This window comes from Amycolatopsis marina (assembly GCF_900111885.1).
GTDB classification, from domain to species: domain Bacteria; phylum Actinomycetota; class Actinomycetes; order Mycobacteriales; family Pseudonocardiaceae; genus Amycolatopsis; species Amycolatopsis marina.
In genome coordinates this window covers 337,391-356,657 of sequence record NZ_FOKG01000003.1, presented here as the reverse complement: position 1 = coordinate 356,657, position 19,267 = coordinate 337,391, and the positions used below count along the sequence as shown (strand labels likewise).

Genomic DNA, 19,267 nt, shown 5'->3' with positions numbered 1-19,267 from the left:
GGAAACCCTGGTTGCCGGGTAGCGCGAAAGCCGACTGCTGCAGTCCTGACTTCTCGTTCCCGAAACGGGCCAGTCCGTCCTTGCCGAGGATGTAGTCGCGTGTGTCGTCGCTGAAGAACAGTCCGCGCTCCGACCACGCGATATGCGGCTCGTTCATGCCGCTGGTCTCGATCAGCCGTGTGCCGCCGTCGGCCTGGACCAGGACCAGATAGGCCGGGCGCTTCTCCGTCCCGCTCTTCTCGACCTCGGAGTCCGGGCTGAGGTAGAACGCGACGACGGTGTCGCCGAGCGTCACCTCATCGGGATCGACGATCTCTGCCCCGACCGCGTCCTCCGGCGAGGAACACGCCGTCACAGCCAGAACGACACCGGCAACAAGCGCGATGAGTCGGAGCAGATGCACCGGTCGAGTCCTCTCGGGCGGGTGGTGCGGCCTGCCGCCCGGGCAGACCGCACCACACACGGGATGCCTTACCTGCGCGTGCTGTAAACGACGGTGCTGCCGTCATCCTTGATGTTGTTGGGGTACACGCCTGGGCCGCCGTTGCTGTCCAGTTCGATGTTCACGGCCTTCTTGTAGGCCTTCCAGACCAGTTCGGAGCAGTTCAGCTTCGAGTTGCTGCTGCTCTTGTTGAAAGCGAAGTTGTTGTCGTACGCCTTGCCGCGGAGATTGTTGTAGGCATAGTTGGCTGCCTTGTTGCGGCTGGTCTGCTTGGCCTTGACGTACATCTTGTAGACGGGGCCACACTTGTTGAGCGTAGCCGCCGTGCGAGCCTGGCTCTTGCTGCCGGAGCCAGGTGCTTCCACGATCGTCTTCGTCGTGTAGAAGATGCCGACGTGATTGTGGTTGTACCCGGCGGTCTTGGCGGAGGAGTGGAAGATGTCCCCCTTGTACCGTGCGTTTCCGACCCTCACCTTCTTGCTGCAGCCCTTGTCCGAGGAAATGCTGACACCCGAGTTCGGCGCAGCCGCCTCCGCGGCCTGGGCAGGCGCACCGAGCAGGCCGACCATTGCTGTTCCCCCTATCACGGTCGCCGCAATAGACGAGGCGAAGATTCGCCCAATTCTGGACATGTCTAACTCCACTCTGTAACCAGTGGACAGTGACCCCAAGGAAAAGGCGCTTGTTGCGCGCAAATCCCCCGATGTGACCACATGGATGGTCACAACCGGACCCCTCTAGTCCTGGAACCCCAGCCCGTTGATGAAATCGACCTTAAGTCGCCTGGTCGCCCGCGTATGTCGGGTGTTCGCCTGACAAAGCGGTTTCAGTGACAATCACACCGCAAACGTCTCGCAGACAATTCCCGAGTGGCTTTCGGCCCTAGACCTCGTCGGCGACGTACTTCGCGATCTCCAGTGCGCTGGTCGCGGCGGGGGACGGGGCGTTGAGCACGTGCACCTGGTTCGGCGCGTTCTCGATCAGGAAGTCGTCCACCATGGACCCATCCGGCAGCAGCGCCTGGGCGCGCACTCCCGAGCCGTGCCGGACAATGTCCTCCGGCTGCACCGCGGGCACCAGCTTGGCCAGGCTCGCGGCGAAGCGGCGTTTCGAGAACGAGCGACGGACCTCGTCGAGTCCAATAGGGACAGCGTACTTGCGTGCGAGCCGCCACGTCCCGGGGAACCGTGCCACCTCGGCGAGGTCGGCAGGTGAGACGTCGCTCCAGCGGTAACCCTCGCGGCGCAACGCCAGTACCGCGTTCGGGCCCGCGTGCACGCTGCCGTCCAGCATCCGGGTCAGGTGCACCCCGAGGAACGGCAGTGACGCGTCCGGCACGGGGTAGATCAGGCCGCGCACCAGGTGCCTGCGCTCGGGGCGCAGTTCGTAGTACTCGCCCCGGAACGGGACTATCCGCGCGCGTGGGGTGAGCCCGGCCAGCCGCGCGACCCGGTCGGACTGCAGTCCCGCGCAGTTGACCAGTGCGTCGGCCCGGAGCACGTCGTCGCCGGTGGCGATCTCGACACCCCCGGTCGAGCCAGGGCGGATGCCGAGGGCGGCGGTGTTCAGTCGGAGGTCCGATCCGGCTTCGCTGAGCAGCCGGGCCAGCGCCGTACATACGCCGGGGAAGTCGATGATGCCGGTGGACTCCACCCGTAGTGCGCTCACACACGTGACCTCTGGCTCGTGCTCGCGCGCCTCGGCCGGGGAGATCAGCGTGGCCGGGACCCCGTTCGCCTCGGCCCGCTCGGCAAGCACGCGCAGCGCGGGCAGTTCAGCCTCCGTGGTGGCGACGACGAGCTTGCCGCACACCTGCACCGGCACCCCGTGCTCCCGGGCGAACCGGACGATCGAGGCGTTGCCCGCCACCGACATCCGTGCTTTGAACGAGCCAGGCTTGTAGTACAGACCGGCGTGCACCACGTTGGAGTTGTGCCCTGTCTGGTGGGCGGCCCAGTGGTCTTCCTTCTCCAGCACGGTGACCTCGTTGCCGCGCCTGGTGAGTTCCCAGGCGACGGCAAGACCGATGATCCCGCCTCCGATGACTACGACTCGACGCACGAGCACACAGCCTAATCGCCAAACAACCTGACAATTGTCAGGTTAGCGGGTACGCTACCTGACATATGTCAGGTAGACGGCTGACCCGGGGCGAACGCCGGGAACGCATCCTCGCCGCTGCGACGGAGGTCTTCGCCGAAGCGGGCTACGAGGGCGCCACACTGCGCGAGGTCGCTCGCCGTGCCCAAATCACCACCCCGGTTCTCTACGACCACTTCACCGCCAAAGCAGACCTGTACTCCACCCTGCTCGACCGCGAGATCGCCGCGCTGATCGAGGGCTGGTCGGCGCCGGATGAGGCCATGGCGCCCTTCGACCTGCTGTACAGCAGGGTGATGGCGATCTACGCGTGGATCGAGGCCAACGAACTCGGCTGGCGGATGATCTTCGGCGAGTCGCCGCGCACCCCCGAGTTGGCCGAGGTGCACGCCCGGGGCCAGCAGCGAGCCACAGCCCAACTCGCCGGGCTGCTGGCGCGAGTGCCGGACCTCCGGCTCACCGCGAACCTCCAGCGCGAACGCGCCGACGAGGTGCTCGCCGAGGCCGCCAAGAGCGCACTGAACGCCATCGCCACCTGGTGGTGGCGCAACCGGGATGTGCCGAGGGAAGAGGTGGTCGCCCTCACCGTCGACCTGCTCTGGCGCGGCCTCGGTCAGATCACCGATCAACGGAAGGATCGACAATGAGCACAACAAGCGCACTCGCCAGAGCCGAGGCGACGACCGAGCGCTACCGGCACGCCATGGAAGCCGGAGATCCCGACCTCGCACTGACGACCTTCGCCCCGGACGCCGTGCTGCACTCGCCACTCACCTCGGCACTGCGATTCACCGGAATCGACGAGATACGCCGAGTTGTCGAATGCGCATTCGGCAGTTTCGCGAATGTGCGATTTCATACCGATGTGGGGGACGAGAGAACGCGCACCGTGATCTCCAGCGCGCAGATCGGCGGCGTGGACATCGAGGAGACAGCGGTCCTCAGGCTGAACGCCGACGCCGACATCACCGAGGCGACACTTTTTGTTCGTCCCCTGCCCGGACTGGTGGCGCTGATGGGCGAGATCGGGCCCGAACTCGCCCGCAGGGCGGGAAGGCCATGGGCGGCGCGGTTGTTGCGAGTGTTGGTCGCACCGTTGCGACTGATGGTGCGCAGCGGGGACGGGCTCGGAGTTCGACTGACGCAACCCCGATAGGAAGTCGGCACAACTATTGCCGCCGAACAGCGTAACGAACTCGGACCTGTTGCGGCATCCGAATGAATCCACGATCGAGAAAGAATTGTCCCGGGTGCAACACTATCCGCAACGTGCCGGTCACGCTACGGTGCTAGAGAGCAAGGCCAAGGAGGCGATCTCGGGGCGGGGTGTGAGCCGTGGCTGGTTCGGGGGACGAGTTTCCGCGCGATGTGTCTGCGCAGTCAACGAGTTCCGACTCAGAGTCGGTTGCGCGGGAAATCCTGCAGGAGATGGAGAGTGGCCGCACCGCGGAGCGTCAACGCTTCGGTTCGAATCAGACTGGTGGCGGGGGCGGCTTACTCGTCGAGGTGAGTCGAAGGGCGGCACCGACCGCCGGTGGATACCGCTTCGACGAAGAGACCGTCGCGGAGAAGATCCGTGAGTTCGAGGATCTGCGAGAGCTGATCCACAGCAAGCGGCACGAGCTCATACAGGCGATCCGGGCGGCAGATCCGCCGTCCCACGACCCGCCCGCGGTCGCTCAGGCGATGGCTACTCGTGCGTCGATTGCCCAGGCTGCCGCCCACAACAAGGCGATGGTGGACTACGTGCGGGGCTACATCGACGCCCTGCGTCGAGCCAGTGGCACCTACGCCGCCGACGACGACGAAGCGGGCGACGTGCTCAGCGGCGTCGACGGTCCGTCCGGAACGGGCACCTTGTTCCGATGAGTCCCGGCCGAAGACGCGTTCTCGCCGGGGTCGTCCTGCTGCCCCTGATGCTGGCGTCCTGTGATGGGGGCGAGCCCGGACAGGCCGTGCCCACCGCCGGCCTTTCGGTTTCAAGCGTTGCCGAGACACCGGGCGAGCCGGAGCGCCCGAAAGCGCCACCGGTCGAGGAGCCTCTGGATGCCACGAAGTACATCAGCGAACCTTGCGGCAGTCTGACCGAGTCCCAGCAGCGGGAGTTCAACGTGACTTCGAGCCGGGACAACAGCAATGCGGACGGCGAGGCGTGTATCTGGAGTATCGGCGACGGGTCGACAAGCGTCAGCGTCTCCTACGCGACCACCGTCGACGCGGGCCTGAGCAATCTGTACGCGCTCCACGAAACGGTTCCGTGGCCATACTTCGAAGAGACCGAAGTGGACGGATACCCGGCTGTCTACCAGGACGTTGTGGATCACCGGGCGCAGGGCACCTGCGGCCTCTCGGTGGGAATCAGAAACGATCTCTTCTTCTCTTCTGACGTCATCAGCCTAGCGGGGAACGACGCTTGCAAGGCCGCTGCCAATGTGGCTTCGGCGGTAATCCGGACGATCAAAGCGGGGGCTTGACATGTCGATGACCGGGCAGCAGATCTACGAGAACTTCATGATCGCGCCGGGCACGGGTGGACTGTCCGAAGCACAGATGGGGCTGGCCAAGGTCATGGAGGAGTACACGGCGCTCGCCGACCGGATTGTCAAGGTCGCCGAATCGTTGGAAGAAGGCTGGGAGGGTGACGCGTCCGGGGCGGCGCGGCGCGGAGCCGGACCGTTGGCGGTTGAGCACGCGCGGGCCTCGGAGGAGATGAACACCGCCCAGGAGTTGCTCGTTCGGCAGATCGATTCCTTCGTTCTCGCAAGGAACAGCGTCACGACAGTTCCACCGACTCCCGACGCTCCGTCCACTATGGATAATATTCTGACCCTCGGCTCCGCGCAGAACCGTTACGAGTCCCAGGTCGCGGCCACACAGGAGGCAGAGCGGCGCAATGTCGCGGTGATGAGCCTCTGGGCCAACCACTCGTCCTACAACGAACGGATGATGCCGACGTCGTACGGCTCGGCGTTGGCGCCGCCCGCACCAGTCTCCGTGGATGCTCCCCGTCCCGGTGGCAGTGCGGTGGACGGAGGCCGGGGCGGCGAGCTGCGAACGACCACGCCCGCCGCCGACGCCGCCGGGACGCGGGCCAGTGGCGTTCTGTCGCCGCCGTCCGGTGTCCAGCAGCAGCCGGTCGGCGCCGGTGGTGGCACCGTGGTGCCTCCGGCGACCCCGCCCGCGGCCGCTGCCCACAGTGGCGGCGCCACGCCGAATGTCACGACACCTTCCGGTCACCTGCCTTCAACCAACGGCGGGACGGAAGGTGAACGCTCCACTGGTGTCAGCGGCGGTTCCCGGTCCACCGGCGGACCCGCTGTTGGCCGGGGTGTGAGCGGTGTGGGCTCTGGTAGCACCAGCGGACGGTTGTTCAGCAGGGGTACCGGAACAGGCTCCGGCGGCGGCCCCGGTGCCGGGCAGAACCTCGGCGCCGGGCGAGGAACAGGTGCGGTGCCGCCGGGAGCTACTGGCGGCAGCACGGCGCGGCACGCCGGAACCCCGGGTACTGCGGGGGGCCGCGGGATGGGCGGTGTGCCGGTGGTGCCCGGGGCGGGGAGGGGCAGGAACGAGGAGTCCGAGGACCACCAGCGCAAGTACGGCGTGGAGTCCGACGACCAGTTCCAGCTCAGCGAGCAGGGTGAGAAGGTCATCGACCCGCGCACCGGCCTGCCGACCACGCCGCCCGTGCTCGGCGAGTCGAGACGGTAGTTCCTGTGTGGTGCGCCGAACCGGAGAAGTTTCGTGCGGACCAGCTCGCGGCCCTGGTCACCGAGGTCACCGGTGGCGAGCTGCATATCGCCATCGCGCCGTCCCTGGTCTGGCTGGACGACGCCGAGGCGGCGGCAGCACGCGCCGAGCTGGCCCGGATCGTGGCGCGGTACGCCGGAGTGCCCGACGACCCGGATGAGCCCACCTTCACCGAGATCGCCGGCCTGCTGACCTCCCCGCCGACCGCCCGCTACGGCTGGCTCGCCGACCCGAACACCGGCGCCCGTCTCGGCGTGCTCACCGCCGCGACGGACTGGTTCGGCCTCGTCGCGGTGCGCGAGGAGGACAACGTCTACCTGCGGACCTTCGACGACGAGGCCCTGAGCCGCGTGCTCGCCGCCGTGCTCCCCCAGTGGTGGAAGCCCGGCGAGCAGCCGATCTCCGTTCTGCGCAGCGAGCTGGTGGCCGCCGCCGAGGAAACCGTCGGCGCGGTGACACCCGGTCCGCACGTGCGGCGGGCGCAACGGCTGGCCGCGCTGCCCGCGCGGATCATCGCCGAGTTCTACGCCGAGGCCGCCGACCCCGAGGGCAGGCGGCGGACGTGCAGGGAACCGCTGCGGGTCTACGACACCGAGGACGGGCGTTGGGCCATGCGAGTGATCCCGCTACCCGGCGACGAACGGGTGCTGCTGTTCCCGGCCGACGAGGACGACATCGTCCGCGAGCTGGACGAGCTGTTCCTGGAGCTGGACTGACACCCGGGAGGGTGCTGGCGCGGATCGTTCGGAGCTTGGCTAACGCAGCTGAGCGAGGAACGCGTGCCAGGTGCCGGGGGAGACGCGGAGGACTCCGGCCTCGGGCCGCTTCGAGTCGCGCACAGCGACATCGGCGGGAGAGTGAGCTACTTCGACGCAGTCATTGTCGGGGTAGCTGTGGCTACTCTTTCGCCAAGATGTCTGGACAGTGCGCACGATGCTCCTTCGGGGGCCTGTCATACCGGCTTGCCAGGTCGGCAAGCAACCCCCGAGATTGTCGCTCGTTCAGGGCATCCTTCGCCAGTTGCCCTAAATTGTAGCGACAGCGGGCGATCCCATCTGGGGCTTCCACGAAGACACCGGCAGTGGGGGTTTCGAGGTAAGCCAGCGGGCCGTGGTCGGCGAAATCCATCAAGGTCAGTGCACCGGTGATCGTTGCGATCTGTCCTGATTCGAAGGGCACGACGCGGATCGCGATGTGCTCCTGATCGGCCAGGAAGGCCAGATGCAGCATCTGCTCATTCATCACTTGATAGCCGCCGAACGGGCACCGCAGCGCTGCCTCGTAGATGAAGTAGATGAAGCGAGGTGCTCGTTGGCTTCGCAGCAGGCGCTGACGGCTCATCCGAAGATTTAGCCGGGCTTTGACCGCAGCTTCGTCGTATCCCGGCAGGCTGATCATGGCTCTGGCGTAGCCCTCGGTTTGGAGCAGGCCAGGAACCACTAACGGTGCTGAGACCGCGATCCGTCGCGCCATGTTCTCGTGCAGGATCAGCGTGCGGAGCGAATCCACCCGGACCAGGTACCCGTCCTCGGTTTCCTTCGCGAGCTTCAGCACCTCGCCCGCCTCCGGGGTCGAGACGCCGCAGTGCGCGAGGTACATGATCACGTTGACCTCGTTCACGCCGCCGAGCCCGGCCTCGATCCTGGACACCGCGCTCTGCGACCAGCCGAGTTTCCTGGCGAGGTCCACGCCGTTGATCCCGGCGCTTTCCCGGCGTCTGCGTAGCTCCGCGCCCAGCTCACGGCGGCGGGCGTCACTTGTCTTCGCTGGCATGCGGTCACGCTATGACCGTTCACCCGGTGCATACGCCTGTTTGTGCCAGGTCCACCGTAACGAAGCACCCCTTGCACCAGGGGAAATCCGTCACTGTGTAACCCACACGAGTGGGGTGCATGTACTCGATCGTGTTCGTCTGGCTCTCTTACACTGCAATCCGATGTGAAGCACGAGGAGACGTATGCCGGACAGTCAAACGCCGGACAGTCCCGAGACCGTGGTCCTCGGCCAGCCCACCGTCGGCGACGAGGAACTGGCCGCGGTGGCCGCGGTCTTCAAGTCCGGCTGGCTCGCCGGTGCGGGACCGGTCTGCCGGCGATTCGAGGAGCGGTTCGCCGCCGCCGTCGGCACCAGGCACGCCCTGAGCACCAGCAACTGCGGCTCGGCGCTCTACCTGGGCCTGCGCGTCCTCGGTGTCCAGCCCGGTGACGAGGTGATCATCGGGGACTACACGTTCCCGGCCACCGGGCACTCCGTGCTCCAGGTCGGCGCGACCCCGGTCTTCGCCGACGTCCGGCCGGACATCTGGTGCGCCGATCACCAGCACGTCGAGGCCCTGATCACGCCCCGCACGGTCGGCATCCTCGCCGTCGACGTCGCGGGCCAACCCGGCGACTTCGACGACTACCGAGCCATCGCCGACAAGCACGGCCTGTGGCTGTTCGAGGACGCCGCCTGCGCGGCCGGCGCGACCTACCGAAACCGGCCCGCGGGCAGTCTCGCCGACCTGGCCGCGTTCTCCTTCCACGGACGCAAGGGCATCACGGCAGGTGAGGGCGGTGCGCTGGTCTCCGACCGTGCCGACCTGATCGACCACGCGCGCAAGCTGCACACCTACGGCATCGAGCCCGCGCACGGCCGGGAAGGGTCCAGGGAGCTGACGATCCCGGCGTTCCTCGAGGCCGGGTACAACTTCCGGCTCTCCGACGTGCAGGCCGCGATCATGAACGTCCAGCTCGACCGGCTGCCCGACCTGCTCGCCACGCGCCGCGGGGTGGCCAAGCGCTATACCGAGGGCTTCGCCGACCTCGAAGGCGTGGACGTGCCCGTGGTGCTGCCGGATCGCGAACACCCCTGGCAGTCCTACATCCTCACGATCAGCCCGGAAATCGACCGGGGCGAGGTCGCGCTGCGGCTGCGGGAGCGCGGGGTCCAGTGCAACTTCGGGACCTACGCCTCGCACCTGCAACCGGTGTACGGCCCACAGCCGTCGCTCCCGGTCTCGGCCGACATCTTCGCCAGGCACCTGGCGATTCCCATGCACTCCAACCTCACCGACGCGCAGGCCGACCGGGTGATCACCGGCGTGCGCGAGGTTGTCACCCAGCTTTCCTGAGCACGAACACGGTTTCCGAGGAGATAACGACAGACATGCCCGACAAGAAGGTCTTCTTCACCGGTGCGGGCGGATTCATCGCCGGGCACGTCATCCCGATGCTGCTTGAGCGGGACTACTCCGTCGTGATCTTCGACAACATGACCCGGGGCAACCGTGAGCGGGTGGACGGATTCGTCTCCACGGGCAAGGTGGAACTGGTCGAAAAGGACGTTCGATACGGCGGTGGTGTGCGCGAGGCGATTCGCGGCTGCACGCACGTGATCCACTTCGCGACGGTGTCGATCAACAAGTCGATCGCCGACCCGCACGAGTCGATCGACATCAACATGACCGGCAACCACAACGTGTTCGCCGCCGCGGCCGACGAGGGAATCGAGCGGTTGGTGTTCGCCTCCTCGGCGTCGGTCTACGGTGACCCGAAGAAGCTGCCGATGCACGAGGACGACCCGCTCGATCCGCTCACGCCGTACTGCATCGCCAAGCGGGCGGGCGAGGATCTGCTGCGGTTCTACCAGCGGCAGAAGGGCCTGTCCTGGAACGCCCTGCGGTTCTTCAACGTCTACGGTCCCGGTCAGCGGATCGAGGCCTACTACACCTCGGTGATCAACCATTTCATCCAGCGGCTGCGGGCGGGTCTGCCTCCGGTGATCGACGGCAAGGGGGAGCAGTCGATGGACTTCGTGCACGTCACGGACCTGTCGAAGGCCGTCGTCGCCGCGCTGGAGTCGGAGCGGGACAACGTGCCGGTCAACATCGGCACCGGGATCGACACCTCCGTCGCCACGCTGGCCAAGATCCTCATCAAGGCGGTGGGCGTGGACGTCGAACCGCAGTTCAGGCCGCGTGACGTGCTGGCTTCCCGGCGCGCCGCCGACATCACCCGTGCCCGCGAGGTCCTCGGCTGGAAGCCCGAGATCAGTGTGGAGCAGGGAATGTCCGAACTGGTCAGAGCCGCGCTCGATGAGTAGCCTGCCCGCGCACACCGGCGCGCGATTGCCGCCGAACCCGTACAACGCCCACGCCTGGATCAGCGGTGATCCGGAGATCGGTGCGGGCACGTGGATCGGCGCGTTCACCGTCGTCGACGGCTCGGGCGGGTTGCGCATCGGGAAGGGCTGCGACGTGTCGTGCGGGGTGCAGATCTACACGCACAACACGGTTCGCCGGTGCGTGTCCGGCAGGGCGTACCCGCACGTGGACCGAGCGCCGGTGAGCATTGGCGACCACGTGTTCCTCGGGGCGGGCGCGGTGGTCCTGATGGGAGTGAGCATCGGCGAGTCCGCTGTGGTCGCCGCGGGCGCGGTGGTCACCAGGGACGTGCCCGCGCGGACGGTCGTCGCCGGAGTCCCCGCACGCGTGGTCGGCACCGTGCGGCTCGACGGAGACGGCGTGCGGATCGAGCACGACGCGCAGCCGGGGTCCGCGAAGGAGGCGCAGCCGTGAGAATCGCGGTCGTCAACAACTTCTACCCGCCCCGTGTGGGCGGAAGCGCGCATCTGTCCGAGTCGCTGGCCAAGGGATACGCGGCTGCGGGGCACGACGTGCTGGTGCTCACCGCCGAGCACGCGGAAGTCCCCTCGGAGCAGAAGGTGGACGGCATCAGAGTCGTCCGGCTGCCCGGATTTCGGCTGCCGGAGACCCGGCTCGCGGTGAACTTCGACATCGCGTTCACCAGCCGGCCCTCCCTGCCAGGGCGGGTGAAGCAGCTGCTAAACGAGTTCCAGCCGGATGTCATCCACCAGCACGGCCAGTTCTTCGACCTCACCTGGGTAAGCGGGCTGTGGGCGCGCCGGAACAAGGTTCCGACCCTGCTGAGTGTCCACACGCGACTGCAGAGTCCGAGCAAGCTGTACCAGGGCGTGTTCAACGTGCTGGATGCCACGCTGGTCGCACCGTTCATGCGGCGCTACAGACCGACGTACGTGGTAATGGATGTCCAGATGCGGGAGTACATCGAACGCAAGTACCGCAAGGGAATCGCCGGTATGGTGCCCATCCCGGTCGGCGTGGACCCCACATGGGTGCGCGGCGGCGACCCGAAGCTGATGCGGGAGAAGCACGGACTCGGCGACGATCCGCTGATTCTCTCCACCGGGCACGTCATCCCGCTACGGGACCGGCTCGCACTGGTGGAGGCGCTGCCTCGGGTGCTCGCGGCGATCCCGAACGCGAAACTCGTGGTGGTCGGCGGCATCTACTACGACGCGTTCCTGCGGCGGGCCAGGGAACTCGGCGTGGACGGAGCCGTGATCACGACCGGTGCGGTGCCGAAGTCCGAGATTCCACACTATCTCGCCGCAGCCACGGTGGAGAGCCACGACGTACAGGGTTACGGATTCGGCACCGCGAGCCTGGAGAGCATGGCCGCGGGGGTGCCGGTGGTGGCGGCGGTGCGCGAGGACAACTTCCCCGACATCAGGCTCGTCGACCGGGGCAACGTCCACTTGGTGCCGAAGGACTCGCCGGCCGAACTCGCGGACAGGCTGATCGAGACGATCACGGAGCCCGCGGAGTCGAGGGAGATTGCCCGAAACGGCGCGGAGTTGGTGGACACCTACTTCTCGATGGACGCCGTGATCGCCAAACACCTGGACACCCTGACCGCACTTTCCCGGGAAAGTGCGCTACTTGCGCGTGCATCTACGGCACTTTCCCGGGAAAGTGCCGTAGATGCACGGCAGGTAAAGTGAGAGACCGCCGACGAACGGATCAAGTCGTGCCGAACCGCGTTCATTCCACTGCCGTTGTCGGTGCGGGTGTGGAGCTCGGCGAGAACAACGTCGTGGGGCCGTACGCCGTCATCCTCGGCCCGGCGACGATCGGCGACGACAACTGGATCGGTCCACACGCCGTCATCGGCGGGCCTGCCGAGGATCGAGCACTGGCGCATCCCGCATCCTGGGAGGACGCGCCGACCGGCGACCCGGAACGGGACGGACACGGTGTGCGGATCGGCAACCGCAACCGGATTCGCGAGTACGTCACCGTGCATCAGGGGACGTGGCGGACGACCTCGATCGGTGACGACAACTACTGCCTGCGCGGAAGCCACGTGGCACACGACTGTGTCATCCAGGAGCGTGTCACGTTGGCCTCCAACGTGGTGCTCGGCGGGCACGTGGAGATCTGGTCGCACGCGAACGTCGGCATGGGAACGGTGGTGCACCAACGGGTGCGCGTAGGTCCCGGCGCGATGGTGGGTATGGGCTCGGCCGTGCGCCGTGACGTGGGAGCCTTCACGATCTGCGTGGGCAATCCGGCCAGGGTGACGAGTATCAACACCGTGGGACTGTCCCGGTGCGGACTTGACGAGAGCGCGATCGAAGCCCTGGAGCCCTGGCTGAAAGGTAAAGGGGACTTGCGGAAGGACGGGTTGACCGATGGGGTGCCCGAGGACATCTCTACCTTGGTGACGGCGTGGGGGGCGCGTCCGCAGACAAGGAGCTGAGGACGGGCCGGGCACAACGGAGGACGAGGAGGGTCATGGCGGACATTCGTGAGCGGTTGCGCAAGGTTTTCGTGGAGGCGCTGGACATCCACGGCGATGCCGATGTCGTCGTCGATGTCGAGAACTTGCAGTACCGGGACCACGAAACCTGGGATTCCGTTGGCCACATGGCGTTGGTCGCCGCCATCGAGGACGAGTTCGACGTCCAATTCGACACCGATCAGGTGATTGACATGAGTAGCTTTGTCGTCGCGGTGGACATGGTGACGCAACTGCAGAACGTGGATGCGTGACGGCGTGACCGGTGCGGACCCCGGCCTCTCCGGAAAGGTGGCGCTGGTAACCGGCGGCACCCGCGGGATCGGGCTTGCCACGGTACGGAGACTGGCCCAGGCCGGCGCCACGGTGGTGCTCACCGGCCGGGACGAGATCGTGGCGAAGGAGGTGGCCGCCGCCGTGGGCGGCCCTGTGACAGGGCAGCAGCTCGACATCACCGACGCCGACGGTGTCGCCGCGCTGGTCAAGGGTGTCGCGAAGGAACACGGCAGGCTGGACGTCGTTGTCGCCAACGCCGGAATCATGGAGGGCGCACCGCTCGGCATGATCCGCGAGGACGCCGTGCAGCGCATGCTGACGACGAACATCGCGGGCACGATCCACACGGTGCAGGCGGGTGGGCGCGCGATGATGCGCGCCAGGTCCGGGTCGATCATCGTGGTCGCCTCGATCGTCGGGGAGCGGGGCGGGGCGGGTCAGTCCGTGTACTCCGCGTCCAAGGCCGCCGTGGCCAACCTCGCGTTGTCGGCCGCGAAGGAACTCGGTGGCTTCGGGATCCGGGTCAACGCCGTCGCACCGGGGGTCATCGACACGGCCCTCACCGCGGAGCTGAGCGAGAAGGTCCGGACCGATACCGTGCGCAACACCCCGCTGGGCAGGCTCGGGTCGGCCGACGACGTGGCCGGGGCGATCAGGTTCCTGGCAGGCGAGGAGGCTGCGTTCATCACCGGCCAGGTCCTCGGGGTCGACGGAGGTCTGGTGCTCTGATGAGTCAGTTACTCGGCGACGGAGCCCGCCTGATCGACGTGGCGGGCGGACGCACGCTGCACGGCGCGCAACTCCTTTCGGCGGTCGCCGCCGAGGCAGACCTGCTCGGCTCACTGCCCGGCGGCGTCCTGTTCGCCCGGACCTCCGTGGATCTGCCGAGCGTCCTGCGCTATGTGGCCGCGGTGGACTCCGGGCGTGCGATCACGCTCATCGATCCCACGCTCGACACCGACGTGCTGGGCGGCCTGGTGCACCGGTTCCGGCCTGCCGCGGTGCTCGCCGCCGACGCCGAGCCGCCCAACGGTTACGTCGCGCGCGACGGGCACTGGGTGCGCGAGTCCGCCGAACACGTCGCGCCGCACCCCGACCTCGCCGTGCTGTTGCCCACCAGCGGATCCACCGGCAACCCGAAGCTCGTGCGGCTGTCGCGCAACGCCCTGTCCTCCAATGCGGAAGCGATCGCCGACGTGCTCGACATCGACGGCGACGAGGTCGCGCCGACGAGCCTGCCGCTGCACTACAGCTATGGACTGTCGGTGCTGAACTCGCACCTCGTCCGGGGTGCGACGGTCGTCATCGAGCCAGCGGGCCTGCTCGACCGGGGTTTCTGGGACTCCGTGACCGAGCACAGGGCGACGTCGTTGGCGGGAGTGCCGTACCACTACGAGATGTTGCACAGGCTGCGGTTCCGTCCGGAGAAGTACCCCAGCCTGCACAGCCTCACGCAGGCAGGTGGCAGCCTGCGCGCCGAACTGGTCGCCGAGTTCGACGAGCTGATGCGCGCGGTGGATGGCCGGTTGTTCGTGATGTACGGGCAGACCGAGGCCGCGCCCCGGATGGCGACCGTGCCCGCGGAGATGCTCGCCGAGAAGCTCGGCTCCGCGGGCTCGGCGTTGCCCGGCGGCGCACTGAGCATCCTCCGGGACGACGGCGTCGAGACCACCCATCCGAAGATCGTCGGCGAGGTCGTCTACCGGGGGCCGAACGTGATGATGGGGTACGCGGAGAGCGCGGCCGAACTGGCCGAGGGCGACCGGATGGACGGCAGGCTGGAGACCGGGGACCTCGGCTACCTCGACGAGGACGGCTTCCTGTTCGTCACGGGGCGACTCAAGCGGATCGGCAAGATCTTCGGCAACCGGGTCAGCCTCGATGACCTGGAGCTCGCGGTGCAGGCCGCTTCGGTCGGCATCGATCTGGTGGCGGCGGTCCCCGCGGGTGACCGGGTCACCCTGTTCGCCGAAGGCGCGGACCGGGACACGTGCAAGGCGGCGGCGCGGGCACTGGCAGACCGGCTGCACCTGCACACCAGCGGCTTCGATGTGCGCCCGATCGATGCCGTGCCCCTGCTGGCCAGCGGCAAGATCGATTACTGTTCGCTGGAGGCGCGGCTATAGTGCCCGGTCAAGGAATGTTCAGCCTGTCGCAGGCCGAACGTGAGGCGACGCTGCTGCCGCAGCTCGCGGAGCTGACGGCCCACCACCGTTCCGGCTCACCCGGCTACGACCGGATCCTTTCCGCGCTCGGAATCGAACAGGATGCGTCGTTCGGCCGGATTTCCGAGCTGCCGTGGCTACCGCTGCGGCTGTTCAAGACGCACGAACTCAAGAGCATTCCGGACGACGAGGTGTTCAAGGTCCTCACGTCTTCGGGTACCACCGGGTCCGGTGCGTCCCGGATCTACCTGGACAGGGCCGCCGCCGCCGCGCAGACCCGCAGGCTCGGCGCCACTCTGCAGACCGTGCTCGGAAGTGCGCGGCTGCCGATGCTGCTGATCGACACCGTCGCCATCGTGCGGAACCGGCGCTCGTTCTCCGCGCGAGGCGCGGGTGTGCTGGGGATGGCCAACTTCGGTCGCAAGCACGTCTACGTGCTCGACGAGAACGACCAGCCGGACGTCGCGGCGCTCAAGCAGTTCCTTGCCCGGCACGGAGACGAGCCGTTCCTGATCTTCGGGTTCACCTTCATGGTGTGGCTCTATCTCTACGAAATCGCGCGCGAGCACCGCCTCGACCTGTCCAACGGCATCCTGATCCATTCCGGCGGCTGGAAGAAACTCACCGAACGCGCGGTGGACAACGCCGAGTTCCGGCGCCGCTTCCGGGAGGACACCGGACTGCGCCGGATCCACAACTACTACGGGATGGTCGAGCAGATCGGGACGGTGTTCCTCGAGGGGCCGTCGGGAAACTCGCTGTACTGCCCGGACTTCGCCGATGTGGTCATCCGCGACCCCGCGACCTGGCGGGAACAGCCGGTCGGCACGCCCGGCGTGATCGAGGTGGTGAGCACGTTGCCCCGGTCCTACCCGGGACACGTCCTGCTGACGGAGGACGTCGGTGTGTGCCACGGCATCGACGACGGGGACTGGCCGGGAAAGCGCTTCTCGGTGCTGGGCAGGCTGCCCAGGGCGGAGGCGCGCGGTTGCTCGGACACGTTCACCGCGGCTGGTGTCCCGTGGTGATGCTCACGCAGAGATTCCCGGCAGACGCCCCGGTCGAGGCGGATGCGCTGGTCGAGCGGTTGCGAACGGAGTCCGAAGGGTCACGACTGCGATTCGGTGACGAGCGGATCGTGGAGTTCCTCGGCCGGTTCGGGCGGAAACTGCTCGCTCCGGCCGTCGCACGCCGGTTTCCCGAACTGGCTTCGCTCGGCTTCTTCCTGCGTAAGGGCGAACTCGCGCGCGCACTGTCCCGTATGGACATTAAAGACAGATCGGCCCTGCGATTTCCGCGTGGCCTCGTTTTTCACGTACCACCGGCTAATGTGGACACGATGTTCGTCTACTCCTGGGCGCTGTCGGCCCTGGCGGGAAACCGGAACGTGGTGCGAGTTTCCTCTCGTTCGGCGGAGGCGGCGGACGGGGTGCTGGAGGCGCTCAACGCCGCGCTCGGTGAGGTGCCCGGGGACACGGCGGAGGTGATCGGCAGGACGCAGCGGATGGTCACGTATGACCGTGGCGACAACGCCAGCGCCACCTTGTCGGCTGCGTGCGATCTGCGAGTGGTGTGGGGCGGTGACGACGCGGTCCGGGCGCTGCGGCAGTACCCGCTCGCGCCGCACGCACGCGACCTGACCTTTCCCGGCCGCTCGTCGTTCGCGATCGTGTCGGTGTCCGGCTGGCGGCGAGCATCCGAGGGGGAGCGCAGGAGAGCGGCCGAGTTGTTCTACAACGACTCGTACTGGTTCGACCAGGCGGCCTGTTCGTCGCCGCTGGCGGTGTTCTGGGTCGGTGACCCGGACGGCGCCGCCGAGGCGACTACCCAGTTCCAGGCGCTGCTGACCGACGTGCTCCTGGACAGGAAGCATGTGACCGACCCGGCGATGGCGGTGCAGAAGCGTGTCTCCGCCTACGGTTCCGCCATCGACGGCACTGCCGAGCGAATCACCTTCACGGGACCGGCCGGAGACGTCAACGGCGTTCTCACGATGGAACTCAGCAGCCCGGAGGCCGTGCCACGGCAGTGGTCCGGTGCGGGCAGTTTCGGTGTCGGCAGGGTGCGGACACTGGCCGAGCTGGCGCGGATCGTGGTGCGCAAGGACCAGACGGTGACGCATTTCGGCTTCGACGCCGACGAACTGGTCGAGTTCGCCCGCGATCTGGCCGGACGAGGAGTCGACCGAATAGTCCCGTTTGGTTCGGCGCTGACCTTTTCCGCGGTCTGGGACGGCTACGACCTGCTCGGCGAGTTCAGCCGCCTGGTGACCGTTGCGTTCTGACAGTGCGTCTGAAGACTGGAAACTGCGAGGTCGTGGTGATCCGAATAACTCGGCCGACGAAGTCCCGCTATCGAGGCGGCAGGGCGTCAACCAGCAGAACTGGACAGTTCCTGGCAGCCAGAGCCCTGGCGACTCGATCGCGGACCCGAGTTTCAGGCAGGCACTGAGCAGCGCATATTGTGCCGTGGAACTCAGCTGGAGGTACGACGTAGATGAGGTCTGTCGAGCCGGTGGTGGCCGAGGACACGCCGGTGTCCCCGGGTTCCTCGGCGAAGCCCGTCAGGGCGAGGCTGATCGACGCCGGCAGGAGCCTGGCCATCGTCGTTGTCGTCGCACTGGCCGGCTGGCAGCTGTACCGCCACTGGGACGAGTTCTGGGCGACACTGGCCGACATCGCCTGGCAGTCCTCCCTGCTCAGCCTGCTCGCGCTGGTGGCGAGCATCACGGTGGTGACCTTCGGCTGGCAGGTCCTCATCGAACATTTCGGCGCACCGATCGGCTACGCCCGCGGCGCGCAGATCTGCCTGGTCGGGCAGCTGGGCAAGTACGTGCCGGGCTCGGTGTGGGCTTACCTGTTGCAGATGGAACTGGGCCGCAAGGCCGGTCTGGCCAGGGCCCGCATCTTCACCGCGTCGCTGGTGCAGCTCGGGATCGGCATCGTCGCCGCGCTGACGTTGTCCCTGCTGGCTGTGCGTGAGGTCCTGGGTGGCAGTGCGTACGCGACCTGGCTGATCGTGGCGATTCCACTGGGCCTGGTCGCGTTGTACCCGTCCGTCCTGACCTGGGGTACCTCGCTGGTGCTCAGGATTCTGCGGCGCGGCCCACTGGAGCGCCCCCTCGGCTGGCGAACGGTCGGTACGGTGTTCGGCGCCTCGTTGGGCGCCTGGATGTTGCAGGGCCTGCACCTGTGGCTGCTGGTCAACTCGGTGGGTGCCCCTGGCTTCGGCGGACTCATCGTCTGCATCGGGGCGATGGCCATCGCGATGACCGCGGGCGCGGTGGCGTTCGTGCTCCCCAGCGGGGCGGGTGTGCGTGAACTCGTCATGGTCGCCGTGCTCACCGCTAGTGGTGTTTCCGCTGGTCAGGCGTTGGCGTTCGCGGTGGTTTCGCGGGTGATGTTCACCGTGGCCGACCTGCTCACCGCGGGAGGTGCCGCGTCCTTCGCCTTCCTGCGTGCCCCGCGCGGGCCCCAGGAGCAGGCAGTCTGAGCGGCGCTCAGGGCCGGGTGACCGAGGGGGGCCCGGATTCCTCGTCGGGGGCGGCCGTGGCCGTGACCGCGCTGTGCACCTGTTCCGAGTTCATCAACCCGCGCTGGTGGTTGACCAGTTCGGCCTCGCGGATGGCCAGCGTGCGGGTCAGCTCGGTGACCTGCTGGTTGGTGCCCCGGAATCGCAGGTAGGTGTTGAGCATGCCGAAGATGAACGCCACCACCAGCAGGTACAGCACCAGGTCGGCACCACGGCCGATGCCGAGGCCGTTCGCGAGCCACGTGAGGTGCTGCGGAAACAGCACCGCGTCGATGTTCAGTGCGATGAACAGGAAGAACGCGATGCGCTTTCCGGCCTGCATGCGGACGTTGTGCCTGCGGCTGGCGAAGTAGAGCAGAATTCCTGCTACCGCGATCAGCAGTACGAGCTGCGCCAACATGGAC

At 67.3% G+C, this 19,267-nt stretch carries 23 protein-coding genes; 17 read left to right on the top strand and 6 right to left on the bottom strand.

Annotated elements, in window-relative coordinates; translation table 11 throughout:
- From BM199_RS07995 to lhgO, 3 genes are all read right to left on the bottom strand, one after another.
- Positions 1-403: hypothetical protein (locus BM199_RS07995; RefSeq protein ID WP_218160304.1), on the bottom strand; the 403-nt coding region annotated here is incomplete at its 3' end.
- A 68-nt stretch (positions 404-471) separates the two neighbouring features.
- On the bottom strand, positions 472-1,074 hold the full coding sequence (locus tag BM199_RS07990; RefSeq protein ID WP_091671561.1) for a YiiX/YebB-like N1pC/P60 family cysteine hydrolase: 603 nt from the start codon (positions 1,072-1,074) through the stop codon (positions 472-474).
- A gap of 250 nt (positions 1,075-1,324) precedes the next feature.
- Entirely contained in the window at positions 1,325-2,503 is a 1,179-nt protein-coding gene (lhgO, locus tag BM199_RS07985) for an L-2-hydroxyglutarate oxidase (RefSeq protein ID WP_091671655.1), read from the bottom strand.
- A gap of 65 nt (positions 2,504-2,568) precedes the next feature.
- On the opposite strand from lhgO, the gene BM199_RS07980 reads away from it, so the two are divergent.
- The 6 genes from BM199_RS07980 to BM199_RS07955 all read left to right on the top strand — a co-directional run bounded on the left by BM199_RS07980 (position 2,569) and on the right by BM199_RS07955 (position 7,005).
- Positions 2,569-3,189, top strand: coding sequence for a TetR/AcrR family transcriptional regulator (locus BM199_RS07980; RefSeq protein WP_091671559.1), 621 nt, complete (start codon positions 2,569-2,571; stop codon positions 3,187-3,189).
- Positions 3,186-3,698: a nuclear transport factor 2 family protein gene (locus BM199_RS07975; protein ID WP_091671558.1), complete on the top strand. Its 513-nt coding sequence runs from the start codon at positions 3,186-3,188 to the stop codon at positions 3,696-3,698. The genes BM199_RS07980 and BM199_RS07975 overlap by 4 nt, the downstream gene beginning before the upstream one ends.
- A 350-nt stretch (positions 3,699-4,048) precedes the next feature.
- Positions 4,049-4,411 (top strand): hypothetical protein, encoded by a 363-nt coding sequence (locus BM199_RS07970; RefSeq protein ID WP_143101791.1) that lies wholly within the window; start codon positions 4,049-4,051, stop codon positions 4,409-4,411.
- The gene (locus BM199_RS07965; protein WP_091671555.1) at positions 4,408-5,016 is read left to right on the top strand and encodes a DUF3558 domain-containing protein; all 609 of its coding nucleotides are present in this window, start codon (positions 4,408-4,410) and stop codon (positions 5,014-5,016) included. The genes BM199_RS07970 and BM199_RS07965 overlap by 4 nt, the downstream gene beginning before the upstream one ends.
- Position 5,017: 1 nt before the next feature.
- A complete protein-coding gene (locus tag BM199_RS07960; RefSeq protein WP_091671553.1) occupies positions 5,018-6,250 on the top strand; it encodes a hypothetical protein in 1,233 nt (410 codons plus the stop codon).
- Positions 6,251-6,255: 5 nt separating this feature from the next.
- Complete coding sequence (locus tag BM199_RS07955; RefSeq protein ID WP_091671552.1) at positions 6,256-7,005, top strand: ESX secretion-associated protein EspG; 750 nt, start codon at positions 6,256-6,258, stop codon at positions 7,003-7,005.
- 39 nt (positions 7,006-7,044) lie between these two features.
- Here BM199_RS07955 and BM199_RS07950 read toward each other — a convergent pair whose 3' ends face one another.
- Positions 7,045-7,245, bottom strand: a complete 201-nt coding sequence (locus BM199_RS07950; RefSeq protein WP_091671550.1) for a DUF397 domain-containing protein — start codon at positions 7,243-7,245, stop codon at positions 7,045-7,047.
- The gene (locus tag BM199_RS07945; RefSeq protein ID WP_091671548.1) at positions 7,187-8,062 is read right to left on the bottom strand and encodes a helix-turn-helix domain-containing protein; all 876 of its coding nucleotides are present in this window, start codon (positions 8,060-8,062) and stop codon (positions 7,187-7,189) included. The genes BM199_RS07950 and BM199_RS07945 overlap by 59 nt, the downstream gene beginning before the upstream one ends.
- Positions 8,063-8,246: 184 nt before the next feature.
- On the opposite strand from BM199_RS07945, the gene BM199_RS07940 reads away from it, so the two are divergent.
- From BM199_RS07940 to BM199_RS07890, 11 genes are all read left to right on the top strand, one after another.
- Positions 8,247-9,401 (top strand): DegT/DnrJ/EryC1/StrS family aminotransferase, encoded by a 1,155-nt coding sequence (locus BM199_RS07940; protein ID WP_091671546.1) that lies wholly within the window; start codon positions 8,247-8,249, stop codon positions 9,399-9,401.
- A gap of 35 nt (positions 9,402-9,436) precedes the next feature.
- Positions 9,437-10,372, top strand: coding sequence for an NAD-dependent epimerase/dehydratase family protein (locus BM199_RS07935; RefSeq protein ID WP_091671544.1), 936 nt, complete (start codon positions 9,437-9,439; stop codon positions 10,370-10,372).
- On the top strand, positions 10,365-10,847 hold the full coding sequence (locus BM199_RS34905) for an acyltransferase (RefSeq protein ID WP_091671542.1): 483 nt from the start codon (positions 10,365-10,367) through the stop codon (positions 10,845-10,847). The genes BM199_RS07935 and BM199_RS34905 overlap by 8 nt, the downstream gene beginning before the upstream one ends.
- Entirely contained in the window at positions 10,844-12,094 is a 1,251-nt protein-coding gene (locus tag BM199_RS07925; RefSeq protein ID WP_091671541.1) for a glycosyltransferase family 4 protein, read from the top strand. The genes BM199_RS34905 and BM199_RS07925 overlap by 4 nt, the downstream gene beginning before the upstream one ends.
- A gap of 26 nt (positions 12,095-12,120) precedes the next feature.
- On the top strand, positions 12,121-12,852 hold the full coding sequence (locus BM199_RS07920; RefSeq protein ID WP_091671539.1) for an acyl-ACP--UDP-N-acetylglucosamine O-acyltransferase family protein: 732 nt from the start codon (positions 12,121-12,123) through the stop codon (positions 12,850-12,852).
- Between the two features lie 35 nt (positions 12,853-12,887).
- Positions 12,888-13,145 carry an acyl carrier protein gene (locus BM199_RS07915; protein WP_091671653.1) on the top strand — a complete coding sequence of 86 codons (258 nt, stop codon included), beginning with the start codon at positions 12,888-12,890 and terminating at the stop codon, positions 13,143-13,145.
- Positions 13,138-13,896 carry an SDR family NAD(P)-dependent oxidoreductase gene (locus BM199_RS07910; RefSeq protein ID WP_091671537.1) on the top strand — a complete coding sequence of 253 codons (759 nt, stop codon included), beginning with the start codon at positions 13,138-13,140 and terminating at the stop codon, positions 13,894-13,896. Before BM199_RS07915 ends, BM199_RS07910 begins: the two co-directional genes overlap by 8 nt.
- On the top strand, positions 13,896-15,293 hold the full coding sequence (locus tag BM199_RS07905; protein WP_091671536.1) for an AMP-binding protein: 1,398 nt from the start codon (positions 13,896-13,898) through the stop codon (positions 15,291-15,293). The genes BM199_RS07910 and BM199_RS07905 overlap by 1 nt, the downstream gene beginning before the upstream one ends.
- 14 nt (positions 15,294-15,307) lie before the next feature.
- Positions 15,308-16,360, top strand: a complete 1,053-nt coding sequence (locus tag BM199_RS07900) for a LuxE/PaaK family acyltransferase (RefSeq protein ID WP_091671534.1) — start codon at positions 15,308-15,310, stop codon at positions 16,358-16,360.
- A complete protein-coding gene (locus BM199_RS07895) occupies positions 16,354-17,616 on the top strand; it encodes an acyl-CoA reductase (RefSeq protein ID WP_091671533.1) in 1,263 nt (420 codons plus the stop codon). Before BM199_RS07900 ends, BM199_RS07895 begins: the two co-directional genes overlap by 7 nt.
- Before the next feature lie 212 nt (positions 17,617-17,828).
- The gene (locus tag BM199_RS07890; protein WP_091671531.1) at positions 17,829-18,824 is read left to right on the top strand and encodes a lysylphosphatidylglycerol synthase transmembrane domain-containing protein; all 996 of its coding nucleotides are present in this window, start codon (positions 17,829-17,831) and stop codon (positions 18,822-18,824) included.
- 7 nt (positions 18,825-18,831) lie between these two features.
- On the opposite strand, the gene BM199_RS07885 is transcribed toward BM199_RS07890, so the two are convergent.
- Positions 18,832-19,263, bottom strand: a complete 432-nt coding sequence (locus BM199_RS07885) for a DUF2304 domain-containing protein (RefSeq protein WP_091671529.1) — start codon at positions 19,261-19,263, stop codon at positions 18,832-18,834.
- Between the last annotated feature and the right edge of the window lie 4 nt (positions 19,264-19,267).